The organism is Anoxybacillus sp. EFIL, from assembly GCF_013096955.1.
GTDB lineage: Bacteria > Bacillota > Bacilli > Bacillales > Anoxybacillaceae > Anoxybacillus > Anoxybacillus ayderensis.
On sequence record NZ_SDLH01000005.1, the window covers coordinates 108,677 to 123,109 of the forward strand.

A 14,433-nucleotide genomic window follows, 5' to 3' on the forward strand; every position below is an offset into this window, starting at 1 on the left:
CATGGCGACATTTAAAGATTTCCGTAATAATATTAAACCGAACTGGTGTCCAGGTTGTGGCGACTTTTCTGTGCAAGCGGCTATCCAACGCGCAGCTGCCAATGTCGGACTTGAACCACACGAACTAGTTGTTGTATCTGGTATCGGTTGTTCCGGTCGTATTTCTGGTTACATTAACTCATATGGCTTCCATGGTGTTCACGGCCGGGCGCTTCCAATTGCTCAGGGGGTAAAAATGGCAAATCGCGATTTGACTGTTATTGCTGCTGGTGGCGACGGTGACGGATTTGCGATCGGAATGGGGCATACAATTCATGCTATTCGACGTAACATCGACATTACGTACATCGTCATGGATAACCAAATTTACGGTTTAACAAAAGGTCAAACATCACCGCGAAGTGAGGTTGGCTTTAAAACGAAGAGTACGCCACAAGGGTCAGTTGAGCCAGCATTGTCGATTATGGAAATGGCACTAACAGCAGGGGCAACATTCGTCGCTCAAAGCTTTTCTAGCGATTTAAAAGAGTTGACGCAATTAATTGAAGAGGGCATGAAGCATAAAGGATTCTCACTCATTAACGTATTTAGCCCTTGCGTCACATACAATAAGGTGAACACATATGATTGGTTTAAAGACAATTTAACGAGCTTAAGTTCAATTGAAGGATACGATCCGTCCGATCGCGAAATGGCGATGCAAACGTTAATGAAACATAAAGGGCTTGTGACAGGGCTTATTTATCAAAATAAAGAGCGCAAATCATATCAAGATCTTGTGCCGGGTTATAGCGAAAAACCACTAACTGAAGCGGATTTAACAATTAGTAAAGAAAAATTTGATCAACTCGTTGCAGAGTTTATGTAAGATAGGAAAGAGGGTGGTAGAGGCCATCCTCTTTTTCATGGAAAAAACATTGTTTAAAAGTCCGGAAAATAATATACTATGTTAGTGTGCATGTATGAACAAAAGAAAGGAGAATAACGATGAACGAAAAGCAACGTTTACAGTACACAGCACAAATTGAAACAGATCATCCAACGGACAAAAAATCCGCTTTGGATGACAATTTACAGCGTCTAAAGCAAAAAACGAGCCAAGACTATGAAAAATATTTTTCAACTGTATTTGTTCCCCCATCTTTGAAAGAAGCAAAAAAACGCGGAAAAGAGGAAGTAAAATATCATAAAGATTTTTCTATTCCTGAAGAATTTCGTGGTATGGGGAACGGTCGCAAATTTTACATTCGTACGTACGGCTGTCAAATGAACGAGCATGACACAGAAGTGATGGCCGGTATTTTTATGGCACTTGGTTATGAGCCGACGGATCGTCCAGAAGATGCAAACGTCATTTTGTTAAATACATGTGCGATTCGTGAAAACGCGGAAAACAAAGTATTCGGAGAAATTGGCCACTTAAAGCCATTGAAACAAAACAACCCTGATTTATTGCTTGGGGTATGTGGCTGTATGTCGCAAGAAGAGTCAGTTGTTAATAAAATTTTAAAACAATTCCAATACGTTGATATGATTTTTGGTACGCACAATATTCATCGTCTTCCGTATATTTTGAAAGAAGCGTACATGTCAAAAGAAATGGTTGTTGAAGTATGGTCAAAAGAAGGCGATGTCATTGAGAATTTACCGAAAGTGCGAAAAGGAAATATTAAAGCATGGGTTAATATTATGTACGGTTGCGATAAGTTTTGTACGTACTGTATTGTTCCATATACACGTGGCAAAGAGCGCAGCCGCCGTCCAGAAGATATTATCCAAGAAGTGCGTCACTTAGCTGCACAAGGATATAAAGAAATTACTCTTTTAGGACAAAACGTGAATGCGTATGGAAAAGACTTTACCGATATGAAATATGGCCTCGGGGATTTAATGGATGAATTACGCAAAATTGATATTCCACGCATTCGTTTCACTACAAGTCATCCGCGTGATTTTGATGACCGTTTAATCGAAGTGTTGGCGAAAGGCGGAAATTTAGTTGAGCACATTCACTTGCCTGTACAGTCTGGAAGTAGTGAAGTGTTAAAAATGATGGCGCGTAAATATACGCGTGAACAATATTTGGAGCTTGTTCGTAAAATTAAAGAAGCCATTCCAGGTGTCGCGCTTACAACGGATATCATTGTCGGATTCCCGAATGAAACGGATGAGCAATTTGAAGAAACGTTATCGCTCTATCGCGAAGTCGAATTTGATTCAGCATTTACGTTCATTTACTCGCCACGTGAAGGAACGCCAGCAGCGAAAATGGTTGACAACGTGCCGATGGAAGTGAAAAAAGAACGTTTACAACGATTAAATGCATTAGTAAACGAAATTTCCGCGAAGAAAATGAAGGAATATGAGGGACAAGTTGTCGAAGTATTAGTAGAAGGGGAAAGCAAAAACAATCCGGATGTCCTCGCGGGATATACGCGCAAAAACAAGCTTGTTAACTTCGTTGGACCAAAGTCCGCGATCGGTCAACTTGTGAACGTGCGAATTACAGAAGCGAAAACGTGGACGTTAAACGGAGAAATGGTAGAAGAAGCGATTGAGGTGAAATAAGGTGGCGAAATATACGAAGGATGACATCGTACAAAAAGCAAAAGAATTAGCTAAAATGATTGCTGAAACAGAAGAAGTGGAGATTTTTAAACAAGCAGAAGCAAAAATTCATGAAAATGAAAAAGTGCGCACGATGATTGCTAAAATTAAATCGTTACAAAAACAAGCTGTCAACTTACAACATTATGGAAAAATCGAAGCGCTAAAAAAAGTGGAAGCAGAAATTGACGACATTTACGAACAGCTATCAGACATTCCAATTGTAGAACAATTTAAACAATCGCAAGTAGAAATTAATGATTTATTGCAACTTGTTGCATCCACCATTTCAAAAACTGTGACAGACGAAATTATTACATCGACAGGTGGCGATGTGTTGCGTGGCGAAACAGGTGCTCAAGTGAAACATAGCCATTGCGGTCATTGTCATGAATGAGTCCATTTCATATGGGCTCTTTTTTTATTTTTCGCACATATTTCGAAGGAGTTGCATACAATGAACTATACGGAATGATTGTTTTTTTTATGTACACTTTTATGCTTCCTGTGCATAGGATAAAATGAACAATGCATTTTTGAGGAGGGTTTGTTTCATGTCCCAATACAGAGAAATTATTACAAAGGCAGTCGTGGGAAAAGGACGAAAGTTTACGCAATCGACACATACCGTTTCCGCGCAACATCGTCCGACGAGCGTGCTCGGTTGCTGGATTATTAATCATCGATACGAAGCGAAAAAAGTGGATCGTAGTGTTGAAATTCACGGGAAGTATGATGTGAACGTTTGGTATTCGTACAACGATAATACGAAAACGGAAGTGTTGACAGAAACGGTATCGTACACAGATGTCATTCCGTTAAAGTATCGTAATGAAGAGCTGATTAGTGAAGAACAAGAAGTGATTGCGCGCGTTGTTCAACAGCCAAATTGCTTAGAATGCACGATCGCCCCGAACGGAAATAAAGTCACTGTGGAAGTAGAGCGCGAGTTTGTTGCGGAAGTCATCGGGGAAACGAAAGTCCGCATCGCCGTCGTGGATACATCATCAGACGAGGTAGATGAAGATATTGATGCAGAATTAGAACAGCTAGATGAAGAGCTTCTTCAAGAAGAAAGCAATAAAAACTAGGAAGTTTATTCTTCCTAGTTTTTATTTTTTGTTATAATAATTGAAGTCAATATTTTGGGCGTTGGAGGAAAAATCATGGCTTATACACCAATGATTCAGCAATATTTAACAATTAAGTCACAATATAAAGATGCCTTTTTGTTTTTTCGTCTCGGTGATTTTTATGAAATGTTTTTTGAAGATGCCATTAAAGCGTCACAAGAGTTAGAAATTACTTTGACAAGCCGCGATGGCGGCGGGGAAGAACGAGTGCCGATGTGCGGTGTCCCTTATCATTCGGCTGCCATGTACATCGAGCGTTTAATTGAGAAAGGCTATAAAGTTGCGATTTGTGAACAAGTCGAAGATCCAAAAACGGCCAAAGGGGTTGTGCGTCGAGAAGTTGTGCAACTCATTACCCCTGGAACAGTGATGGAAGGAAAGCAACTAGAAGAGAAAGCAAACAACTATTTAGCTTCATTAACGTCATTTGAAGATGGGACGTACGGATTTGCATATACGGATTTAACAACCGGTGAAAGTCGTATGACGATGCTTCATTCATTTGAAGATGTATTCAATGAAATTTACTCGATTGGCACAAAAGAAATCGTTGTCGCGACCGAGTACAAAGAACAATGTCAACCTCTGAAGGAGCGATATGCTCTTACCATTTCATGTGAAGATGAAACAATGATTCCACCTTCTTGTGAATCGATTGTTTCTCATTTGAAACAAGAAAAATTACTTGTGACGTTTGGAAGGTTATTAAATTATTTAATTAAAACGCAAAGACGAAATTTAGCCCATTTACAGCCTGTAGAGTTGTATGAAGTTGATGCACATATGAAAATTGATGTGTATTCCAAACGAAATTTAGAGTTAACAGAAACGATTCGAACGAAAGGGAAAGCGGGCTCTCTTTTTTGGCTTCTTGATGAGACGATGACAGCCATGGGTGGTCGTTTGCTTAAACAATGGATTGACCGTCCATTATTAGATCGTGAAAAAATTGAGCAGCGATTACACATCGTTGAACAACTGCTCATGCATTATTTCGAGCGACAAGAATTACGCGAATATTTGCGCGGTGTATATGATTTAGAGAGACTCGCTGGGCGTGTGGCGTTTGGAAATGTGAATGCCCGCGATCTCATTCAATTGAAAAAATCGTTAAAGCAAGTACCGTTCATTTCTACCCTTCTGATGAACATGCGTGACGAGCATATTCAATCATTTGCCCAACATTTAGATGCATGCGAGGACCTTGTTCAATTGTTAGAAGAGGCGATTGAAGAAAATCCGCCGCTTTCTGTGAAAGAAGGTGGAATTATTAAAGATGGTTATAACGAAACGTTAGATCGATTTCGGGATGCTAGTCGAAACGGAAAAACATGGATTGCGCAGTTAGAAGCGAAAGAGCGGGAGTTAACAGGAATTAAGTCGTTAAAGATTGGTTACAACCGAGTGTTTGGATATTATATCGAAGTAACAAAAGCAAATTTGCATTTGTTGCCAGAAGGACGATATGAACGCAAACAAACGTTAGCTAATGCCGAACGATTTGTGACGAAAGAGTTGAAAGAAAAAGAAGCGCTCATTTTAGAAGCAGAAGAAAAAAGTATGGAACTAGAATACGAACTGTTTGTTTCTATCCGTGAACAAGTGAAGAAATATATTGTTCGTTTACAAAAATTATCCAAATATATAAGCCAACTAGACGTTTTACAATGTTTTGCTACTGTCAGTGAAAAATATAACTACTGTAAGCCGCAGTTTTCTTATGATCGCCGTCTTGTCATTCAACAAGGGCGACATCCTGTTGTGGAGAAAGTGCTAGGATCGAACGTCTACGTTCCAAACGACTGTTATATGGATGCCGAACGAGAAATGCTCCTCATTACAGGTCCAAATATGTCTGGGAAAAGCACATATATGCGTCAAATTGCCTTAACAGCTATTATGGCGCAAATTGGGTGCTTTGTTCCAGCACAAGAAGCGATATTACCGATTTTTGATCAAGTGTTTACGCGGATTGGTGCGGCTGACGATTTAGTGGCAGGTCAAAGCACATTTATGGTGGAAATGTTAGAAGCGCGTCATGCGATCGTCCATGCGACACAAAACAGCCTTATTTTATTTGATGAAATTGGTCGAGGAACATCCACATATGATGGGATGGCGCTTGCTCAAGCGATGATCGAATACATTCACGATCGCATTGGTGCCAAAACGTTATTTAGTACCCACTATCATGAATTAACAGCGCTTGAACGACGATTGCCGCGTTTAAAAAATGTTCATGTTAGCGCAATTGAAGAAAATGGCACCGTCATCTTTTTGCATAAAATTAAAGAAGGTCCAGCGGATAAAAGTTACGGTATTCATGTAGCCCAATTAGCGAAGTTACCGTTAGATTTAATTCAAAGAGCGGAACAAATTTTACGTGAATTTGAAATAAATTCAACAGGTGTGGTGAAAGAAAATAGAGAAACATTTGAGCAGTTAAGTATGTTTGAGGAGCAACACCAAGAAGAGCGTTTGAGCGTATCGAAAAAAGAGAAAGAAGTGATCAAGCGCATCCAGTCTCTTCAGTTGCTTGATATGACACCGCTTGAAGCGATGAATAAACTATATGAAATTCAAAAGCTATTAAAATGAAAGGAGGGAAATTGTGGGGAAAATTCGTAAGCTGGATGATGCGTTAGCAAATAAAATTGCGGCAGGAGAGGTCGTTGAGCGTCCAGCTTCTGTCGTGAAAGAACTTGTTGAAAATGCGATCGATGCCCATAGTACGATCATTGAAGTACAGTTAGAAGAAGCGGGATTAGCGAAAATTCGCGTTGTTGACAATGGTGATGGATTAGAAGAGGAAGACTGTTTTTTAGCGTTCGAACGGCACGCAACGAGCAAAATTAAAGATGAGGCGGATTTATTTCGTATTCGTACGCTCGGTTTTAGAGGGGAAGCGTTACCTAGTATTGCCTCTGTCTCACATTTGGAACTGAAGACGAGCACAGGGGAAGGTCCGGGAACGTTGCTCATCTTAAAAGGTGGAGAGCTTGTACAAAATGGTCGGACGAGCAGTCGAAAAGGAACGGATATTACCGTTTCGCACTTATTTTTCAATACGCCAGCTCGCTTAAAATACATGAAAACGATTCATACGGAACTTGGTCATATTGTTGATGTGATGAATCGTTTAGCACTTGCTCATCCACATATTTCGTTTCGATTAACACATAATGGGAAGCAGCTGTTTTATACGAACGGAAATGGGGATGTGCGGCAAGTATTAGCAGCTATTTACGGATTTGATGTTGCGAAAAAAATGGTTGCGATTTATGCAGAAACGCTTGATTTTACGATTGACGGCTATGTTGCTTTACCTGAAGTGACGCGCGCTTCCCGGAACTACATGACAACGATTGTAAATGGACGATATATTAAAAACTATCCGCTATATAAAGCGATTGAAGAAGGATATCACACGCTTCTTCCGATTGGCCGGCATCCGATTGCATTTTTAAATATCGTCATGGATCCGCTTCTTGTAGATGTGAACGTTCATCCAGCGAAGTTGGAAGTGCGTTTTAGTAAAGAAGGGGAATTAAATGAACTTGTTCAACAAACGATTCGTCAAGCATTTCAAAAAAAGACGTTAATTCCTGAGGTAACGGCACCGCGAGTAGAAAAGCCGAAAACAGAGCAACAAACGTTTTCGTTTGAACATATTGTGAAAGAATCGCATATTGTTCCTCCGCGTACAACGATTTCACATCATGAACAAGAAAAGAAAAAAGAAGAACGAATGGTGTTAGAGGAACGGGAAGAACGTGTTTACGAGAAGGATACGAAGCCGCTTGATGTCGAACCAATCGTTGAAAATAAACATGTAACAGCTGAAACAAATCAAGAGCGCATTCCGCCATTATATCCGATTGGACAAATGCATGGGACGTATATTTTAGCTCAAAATGAAAATGGTTTGTATATTATTGACCAACATGCGGCACAAGAGCGGATCAAATACGAATATTTCCGTGAAAAATTAGCAACCGTTACAAATGAATTACAGCCGTTGCTTATCCCATTGACGCTCACTTATTCATCAAGCGAGTATGTACTGATCGAAAGCTATCGCGAACAGTTAGCTGCTTGCGGTGTGTTTTTAGAGCCATTTGGTCATAACAGTTTTATTGTTCGTTCTCATCCTCAATGGTTTCCAAAAGGGGAGGAAGCTACAATTATTGAGGAAATGATTAAGCAAGTGTTAACGATGAAAAAAGTAGACATAAAGCAACTTCGCGAAAAAGCAGCAATCATGATGAGTTGTAAACAGTCGATTAAAGCGAACCAATTTTTGCGCAACGATGAAATATTTGCGTTGCTTGAATCGTTGCGTAAAACAAGCGATCCGTTCACATGTCCACACGGTCGTCCGATTATTATTCACTTTTCTACTTATGAATTAGAAAAAATGTTTAAACGAGTCATGTAAAAAGCGGATGTTTTTCATCCGCTTTCAAATAAAAATTTTTTAAAATGAGATGATAAAATGTACATCGTTTGTCTATAATAAATAAATGTGAATTAGCGTGGAAAGTAGTGGTATTTTATGGGAGAGAAAGTCGTTGTGTTAATTGGTCCAACGGCTGTAGGGAAAACAAAAATGAGCATAGAGTTGGCCAAGCGTTTACATGGAGAAATTATTAATGGAGACTCGATGCAAGTATATAAAGGATTAGATATTGGAACCGCTAAAATTCGTCAAGAAGAAATGGAAGGCGTACCACATCATTTATTGGATATAAAGGAACCGCACGAATCTTTTTCTGTTGCAGAGTTTCAGACGCTTGCTCGTTCGCTCATTACAGATATAACAAAACGCGGAAAACTGCCGATCATCGTTGGTGGTACAGGGCTATACATTCAATCTGTGATTTACGATTATCAATTTTCAGATGCACCATCAAATGAAGCGTATCGCCAGTCGCTAGAACAATGCTCACCGCTTGAACTTTACGAGCGACTCAAACAAATTGATCCGCTAAGTGCGGAACGTATTCATCCGAATAACGTTCGTCGTGTCATTCGTGCATTAGAAATTTATCATTGCACAGGGAGAACAATGACAGAATGGCTAAAAGAACAAAAAAGGAGACTCGTGTATAACGCAGCGCTCATTGGATTGACGATGGAACGTGAGAAACTATATGAGCGCATTAATGAACGGGTAGATCAAATGATTGATCGAGGGTTGATTGAAGAAGTGAAACGATTGTATGAACAAGGTTTACGCGACTGTCAAGCGATTCAAGCGATCGGTTATAAAGAGCTATATGCATATTTAGATGGACAAATCACGCTTGAAGAGGCGATCGAACAGTTGAAACAAAACTCTCGTCGTTATGCGAAACGTCAGTTTACATGGTTTCGTAATCAAATGCCTGTTCAATGGTTTGACATGACTGATGATACAATGTTTGAAAGGCGAGTAAATGAAATTTCGCATTACATAGAAGGAAAGTTTCACTTTGAGGCGAATATATAGACGTAATGTAGAGAGAAAAGAGGAGGACGAAGTAATGAAAAACACAATAAACATTCAAGACCAGTTTTTAAACCAATTGCGCAAGGAAGAAACGACGGTTACTGTATTTTTACTCAATGGATTTCAATTGCGTGGTTTAGTAAAAGGATTTGACAATTTCACGGTGTTATTGGAAGTAGATGGAAGACAACAATTAATTTATAAACATGCGATTTCTACGTTTGCACCTCAAAAAAATGTGAAAATTGAAATGGAGTAAGCCAAATCGCTCACCATATCGGTGGGCGATTTTTTCGTTAGGCATTTGTCACGAAATGGGCGACAACAGCGTATATTGATAAAAGAAGCAACGATGAAGGAGAGGTGACGTCGCCTTGTCAGAGTTGACGATGAAGCAAACAAAAAGTCAAATTAATATTGTGCTTAATGCAAAAAACGTCAATTACTTATCGAAAGAAGAAACGACAAATCGAATTGATTATCATCAACATGCTGTGTTAAAAGAGATTCAAAAAGAACTAGATGAATTAGTCGGGTTAAATGAAGTGAAAAAATTAATTAAGGAAATTTACGCATGGTTATATATTAATAAAGCACGTCAAGCCAATGGATTAAAAGGGAATAAACAATCGCTTCATATGATTTTTAAAGGAAATCCTGGGACAGGGAAAACAACAGTGGCCCGTATTCTTGGAAAGTTATTTTTAGAAATGAACGTCTTATCTAAAGGACACTTTATTGAAGCAGAACGTGCAGACTTAGTTGGGGAATATATTGGACATACAGCGAATAAAACGCGCGATTTAATAAAAAAAGCGCGGGGTGGGATTTTATTTATTGACGAAGCGTATTCACTTGCACGCGGAGGAGAGAAAGATTTTGGAAAAGAAGCAATTGATACGTTAGTAAAAGGAATTGAAGATTTTTCGGATGATTTAGTCGTTATTTTAGCGGGATATCCAGCTGAAATGGATTATTTTTTGTCGTTAAATCCAGGATTACCTTCCCGCTTTCCGTTGATGCTCGAATTTCCTGATTACACAACGGAAGAACTTGTACAAATCGCAAAACAAATGCTCCATATAAGAGAATACGAGCTTACTTCTGAAGCCGAGCGAAAGTTGCGCGAACATATTGAACAACTACTAGCTGGGGGATATCAAAGAAAATTTAGTAACGGTCGCTACATTCGAAATTTGATTGAAAAAGCAATTCGGAAACAAGCGGTACGTTTGTTGCATGAAGGGCGCTATGACAAAAAAGAACTAATGATCATACGAGAGAGGGATTTAGTTGTTGAATAGAGAGGGAAAGGGGAATTTTGAAAGATAAAAAAGCAGGAGCCTCCTTTGAGGTCTCCTGTTTTAGTTGTTTGTTTTTAACGATTTATTCGGCAATTTCCAGTTGTATGTATACGATAAAATGCGCAATGTCGCAACGACAATAAACAATACATATAAGCTAATTGGAGAATGTGCGATGCCGGTTCCGACCGCAACGCCCGCTAAAATCGCCCAAACAGCATAAATTTCATCACGCAATACGAGAGGTTTTCTTCCCGCCAATACATCGCGAATCATTCCGCCTCCACTTCCAGTCAATACAGCAGCAACAATGACTGCACTTAACGGGTGATTCATTTGAACAGCATATAATGCTCCTTGAATGGCGAAGGCTGACAATCCGAGAGCATCAAAAAAGTTTCCCCAACGTTGCCAATGTGGTAGCATTTTGTGTGGAAACAAATAGACAATAGTCATCGCGATAAACGCGATGAAAAAAAGTGTTTGCTGTTGCCAAAGAACAGATACCGGTACGCCAATTAATACGTTGCGCACAGCACCGCCGCCGAATGCGGTTACAATTCCGAGAATGTATACACCTAAAATATCGTATTCCTCTTCCATAGCGACAATCGCTCCGCTAATCGCAAAAGCAACAGTGCCAATTATACTTAATACTTCCCAAGTCATCATCGCAATCCTTTCTGTTATGTAACATTACGTTAAAATTTTATGTATAAAATATAAAAAAATCAATGATCATTTTTCGGCCATAGCGCTTTTAAACTAGATTTGTTATGATGAGAACAGATGTTCAATAGGAAAGAGGGGAAATATGGAAAAGGAACGAGTCATTATTGTTGGATGTCAATTGCCACATGTTGATGATGAACGATTTTCGTATTCGCTAGAAGAGCTTGTTTCGCTCGTTCATACAGCAAATGGCGAGGTAGTCATCACCCTTACGCAAAAACGGGATACGATTCACTCGGCTACATATATCTGAAAAGGAAAAGTCGACGAGCTCGTGCGTCTTGTCGAACAATTTGAGCCAGATGTCGTTATTTTTAATGACGAACTGTCGCCAAGCCAAAACCGTAACTTAACAAAGTTGTTAAACGTACGCGTCATTGACCGAACGCAGCTTATTTTAGACATTTTCGCAAGCCGCGCGCGCTCCAAAGAAGGGAAATTACAAGTCGAACTTGCCCAATTGCAATACATTTTGCCGCGCTTAAGTGGGCAAGGCGCAGCACTTTCCCGATTAGGTGGTGGAATTGGAACGAGAGGACCGGGGGAAACGAAGCTTGAAACAGACCGCCGTCATATTCGCCGCCGCATCGATGAAATTAAAGCGCAACTAAAAGTCATTGTCGAACATCGCGAACGCTATCGCGAGCGGCGGAAGAAAAATGCGGTGTTTCAAATCGCGCTCGTCGGCTATACGAACGCTGGGAAATCAACGCTTTTTAACCGCCTAACGAATGCGGATGCGTTTGAAGAAAATTTATTGTTTGCTACACTAGATCCGCTCACGAGAAAACTTGTGCTGCCAAGCGGTTATACCGCGCTGTTGACGGACACGGTCGGCTTCATTCAAGACTTGCCGACAACGCTCGTCGCGGCGTTTCGTTCGACGCTAGAAGAAGTGAAAGAAGCCGATTTTATTTTACATATTGTCGATTCATCGAATCCGAATTATATTCAACATGAACAAACAGTTTATCGCTTGCTCGAAGAATTGGAGGCGACGACGATTCCAATTGCGACGATTTATAACAAACGAGACATTGTCCTTCCAAGCTTTGTTCCAAGCCCGAAAACCGATTATATGTTAGTGAGTGCGTTTCATGAACAAGACGTTCAAAACTTGCGCCAATTTATCGAAGAAAAAATAACTGAAGCAATGGAGCGTTACGACGTGACGATTCCAGCGTTTGAAGGAAAATTGCTGGCACAGCTAAAAGCAGAAACGATTGTGCGACACATGCACTACAACGAACAAAGCGGCATGTATGAATGCAGCGGCTACTTATTGCGAGAACATCCACTTTTGTTACAACTAAGAACATACCAAAAATAGAAAGGGTTTTTTTATGTTTCAACATTTAACACACGGAGAAATGATTTCTGCACTCGTTAAAGAAATTGAAGCACAAATTGCGCCGATTCATCGGGCGATTGACGAGCGCATTGACTACAATCAATATCGCGTATTACAAAGCTTTCGCCGTTATCAAGTAAGCGACGCACATTTTATTCCGTCGACAGGGTATGGCTATGATGACATGGGACGCGACACGCTTGAAAAAGTGTATGCGGACGTATTCGGTGGGGAAGCGGCGCTCGTTCGTCCACAAATTATTTCTGGTACGCACGCCATTACAATTGCCTTATTCGGTATTTTACGTCCGGGTGATGAACTTTTGTACATTACCGGCAAACCGTACGATACGCTAGAAGAAATCGTTGGCATTCGCGGCAAAGGAATTGGTTCATTAAAAGAGTTTCATATCGGCTACAACAGCGTACCGCTTACAAACGAAGGAAAAGTCGATTTTGCAGCGGTCAAACAAGCAATCAATGAACGAACGAAAATGATCGGCATTCAACGCTCTAAAGGGTATGACCCACGCCCGTCGTTTACTATTGCTGAAATTAAAGAAATGATTGATTTTGTAAAAGCCATCAAACAAGACGTTGTCGTTTTTGTCGATAACTGTTACGGGGAATTTGTCGAAGAACAAGAGCCGTGCCATGTCGGCGCTGATTTAATCGCTGGTTCGCTCATTAAAAATCCTGGGGGTGGATTAGCGAAAACAGGAGGATATCTCGTTGGTAAACGCGAATATATTGAAATGTGTGCATACCGAATGACATCACCGGGAATTGGGGCAGAAGCGGGCGCCTCGTTATACAGTTTACAAGAAATGTATCAAGGTTTTTTCTTAGCACCACATGTCGTCGGACAAGCGTTGAAAGGGGCGGTCTTTACGGCGGCGATGCTCGAACGCATCGGCATGAATACGTACCCGACATGGAACGCTACACGTACGGATTTAATTCAATCGGTACAATTTGACGATGCTGAGCAAATGATTGCGTTTTGTCAAGCCATTCAATTTGCCTCACCGGTCAATGCGCACTTTACTCCATATCCGAACTATATGCCAGGATATGAAGATGACGTCATTATGGCGGCAGGCACATTTATTCAAGGGGCAAGTATTGAGCTATCAGCCGATGGACCTATTCGCCCGCCATATGTTGCATACGTGCAAGGGGGATTGACGTACTCACACGTTAAAATTGCTGTTTGTATCGCGATTGATCGGTTGCTTGAGAAACAATTAATTAAATTATAAAATATTTTCAGAAAAAAACATGTGATAAAATGTAACATATTATTGACATATAAAATAACATAGAATAAAATAAAAATACGTATTACGTAAGGAGGGGTCGACATGAATAGTCACATTCGTCGCTCCATGCCGTTATTTCCTATCGGTATCGTTATGCAGTTAACGGATTTATCAGCGCGACAAATTCGCTATTATGAGGAACACGGTCTCGTTTCACCTGCGCGAACAGAAGGCAATCGTCGGTTATTTTCGTTTAACGACGTGGATCGGTTGCTCGAAATTAAAGATTTAATTGAACAAGGTGTGAATTTAGCAGGCATTAAACAAATTTTTGCCTCACGTCAACAACAGCACGTAGACACCGTACCACCTGTCGCGCCAAAAGTAGTGAAACAAGATTTATCCGAAGCGGAATTACGCAAACTGTTACGTGCCGAATTAATGGAAGCGGGTCGTTTGAATCGTGCCTCACTTCGTCAAGGGGATATCGCTCGCTTTTTCCATTAAAATTTATGTTTTTTACACAAATGATTTTTTATTTTGGGGGAGGAATA

The 14,433-nt window shown here is 40.3% G+C and carries 12 protein-coding genes and 1 pseudogene; 12 read left to right on the forward strand and 1 reads right to left on the reverse strand.

Annotated elements, in window-relative coordinates; translation table 11 throughout:
• Position 1: 1 nt before the first annotated feature.
• The 9 genes from ES017_RS09475 to spoVK all read left to right on the forward strand — a co-directional run bounded on the left by ES017_RS09475 (position 2) and on the right by spoVK (position 10,535).
• On the forward strand, positions 2–868 hold the full coding sequence (locus ES017_RS09475) for a 2-oxoacid:ferredoxin oxidoreductase subunit beta (RefSeq protein WP_043968222.1): 867 nt from the start codon (positions 2–4) through the stop codon (positions 866–868).
• Between the two features lie 119 nt (positions 869–987).
• Positions 988–2,568 carry a tRNA (N6-isopentenyl adenosine(37)-C2)-methylthiotransferase MiaB gene (gene miaB, locus ES017_RS09480; protein WP_021094608.1) on the forward strand — a complete coding sequence of 527 codons (1,581 nt, stop codon included), beginning with the start codon at positions 988–990 and terminating at the stop codon, positions 2,566–2,568.
• A gap of 1 nt (position 2,569) precedes the next feature.
• Positions 2,570–3,004 carry a YlbF/YmcA family competence regulator gene (locus tag ES017_RS09485; protein ID WP_021094609.1) on the forward strand — a complete coding sequence of 145 codons (435 nt, stop codon included), beginning with the start codon at positions 2,570–2,572 and terminating at the stop codon, positions 3,002–3,004.
• Between the two features lie 157 nt (positions 3,005–3,161).
• Positions 3,162–3,698: an outer spore coat protein CotE gene (locus ES017_RS09490; protein ID WP_021094610.1), complete on the forward strand. Its 537-nt coding sequence runs from the start codon at positions 3,162–3,164 to the stop codon at positions 3,696–3,698.
• Between the two features lie 75 nt (positions 3,699–3,773).
• Positions 3,774–6,338 (forward strand): DNA mismatch repair protein MutS, encoded by a 2,565-nt coding sequence (gene mutS, locus ES017_RS09495; RefSeq protein WP_021094611.1) that lies wholly within the window; start codon positions 3,774–3,776, stop codon positions 6,336–6,338.
• A gap of 13 nt (positions 6,339–6,351) precedes the next feature.
• The gene (mutL, locus tag ES017_RS09500) at positions 6,352–8,178 is read left to right on the forward strand and encodes a DNA mismatch repair endonuclease MutL (RefSeq protein WP_021094612.1); all 1,827 of its coding nucleotides are present in this window, start codon (positions 6,352–6,354) and stop codon (positions 8,176–8,178) included.
• A 117-nt stretch (positions 8,179–8,295) separates the two neighbouring features.
• Complete coding sequence (gene miaA / locus ES017_RS09505; protein ID WP_021094613.1) at positions 8,296–9,231, forward strand: tRNA (adenosine(37)-N6)-dimethylallyltransferase MiaA; 936 nt, start codon at positions 8,296–8,298, stop codon at positions 9,229–9,231.
• Between the two features lie 34 nt (positions 9,232–9,265).
• Complete coding sequence (gene hfq / locus ES017_RS09510; protein WP_009362664.1) at positions 9,266–9,490, forward strand: RNA chaperone Hfq; 225 nt, start codon at positions 9,266–9,268, stop codon at positions 9,488–9,490.
• A gap of 115 nt (positions 9,491–9,605) precedes the next feature.
• Positions 9,606–10,535 carry a stage V sporulation protein K gene (spoVK, locus tag ES017_RS09515; protein WP_019418281.1) on the forward strand — a complete coding sequence of 310 codons (930 nt, stop codon included), beginning with the start codon at positions 9,606–9,608 and terminating at the stop codon, positions 10,533–10,535.
• A 60-nt stretch (positions 10,536–10,595) separates the two neighbouring features.
• Here spoVK and ES017_RS09520 read toward each other — a convergent pair whose 3' ends face one another.
• The gene (locus ES017_RS09520; RefSeq protein ID WP_035063111.1) at positions 10,596–11,204 is read right to left on the reverse strand and encodes a trimeric intracellular cation channel family protein; all 609 of its coding nucleotides are present in this window, start codon (positions 11,202–11,204) and stop codon (positions 10,596–10,598) included.
• A gap of 145 nt (positions 11,205–11,349) precedes the next feature.
• Here ES017_RS09520 and hflX point away from each other — a divergent pair.
• The 3 genes and pseudogenes from hflX (at position 11,350) to ES017_RS09535 (ending at position 14,386) form a co-directional block, all read left to right on the forward strand.
• A pseudogene (gene hflX, locus ES017_RS09525) lies at positions 11,350–12,597 on the forward strand (GTPase HflX).
• A 13-nt stretch (positions 12,598–12,610) separates the two neighbouring features.
• Entirely contained in the window at positions 12,611–13,879 is a 1,269-nt protein-coding gene (locus ES017_RS09530; RefSeq protein WP_042534002.1) for a methionine gamma-lyase family protein, read from the forward strand.
• A gap of 102 nt (positions 13,880–13,981) precedes the next feature.
• Entirely contained in the window at positions 13,982–14,386 is a 405-nt protein-coding gene (locus ES017_RS09535) for a MerR family transcriptional regulator (RefSeq protein ID WP_021094619.1), read from the forward strand.
• Positions 14,387–14,433: the final 47 nt, after the last annotated feature.

Excerpts from the sequence above, each read along its gene's own strand:
- miaB (WP_021094608.1), top strand. The coding sequence starts at position 988 with ATGAACGAAAAGCAACGTTTACAGTACACAGCACAAATTGAAACAGAT.
- mutS (WP_021094611.1), top strand. The coding sequence starts at position 3,774 with ATGGCTTATACACCAATGATTCAGCAATATTTAACAATTAAGTCACAA.
- ES017_RS09535 (WP_021094619.1), top strand. The coding sequence starts at position 13,982 with ATGAATAGTCACATTCGTCGCTCCATGCCGTTATTTCCTATCGGTATC.
- ES017_RS09490 (WP_021094610.1), top strand. The coding sequence starts at position 3,162 with ATGTCCCAATACAGAGAAATTATTACAAAGGCAGTCGTGGGAAAAGGA.
- ES017_RS09475 (WP_043968222.1), top strand. The coding sequence starts at position 2 with ATGGCGACATTTAAAGATTTCCGTAATAATATTAAACCGAACTGGTGT.
- miaA (WP_021094613.1), top strand. The coding sequence starts at position 8,296 with ATGGGAGAGAAAGTCGTTGTGTTAATTGGTCCAACGGCTGTAGGGAAA.
- ES017_RS09530 (WP_042534002.1), top strand. The coding sequence starts at position 12,611 with ATGTTTCAACATTTAACACACGGAGAAATGATTTCTGCACTCGTTAAA.
- ES017_RS09520 (WP_035063111.1), bottom strand. The coding sequence starts at position 11,204 with ATGACTTGGGAAGTATTAAGTATAATTGGCACTGTTGCTTTTGCGATT.
- hfq (WP_009362664.1), top strand. The coding sequence starts at position 9,266 with ATGAAAAACACAATAAACATTCAAGACCAGTTTTTAAACCAATTGCGC.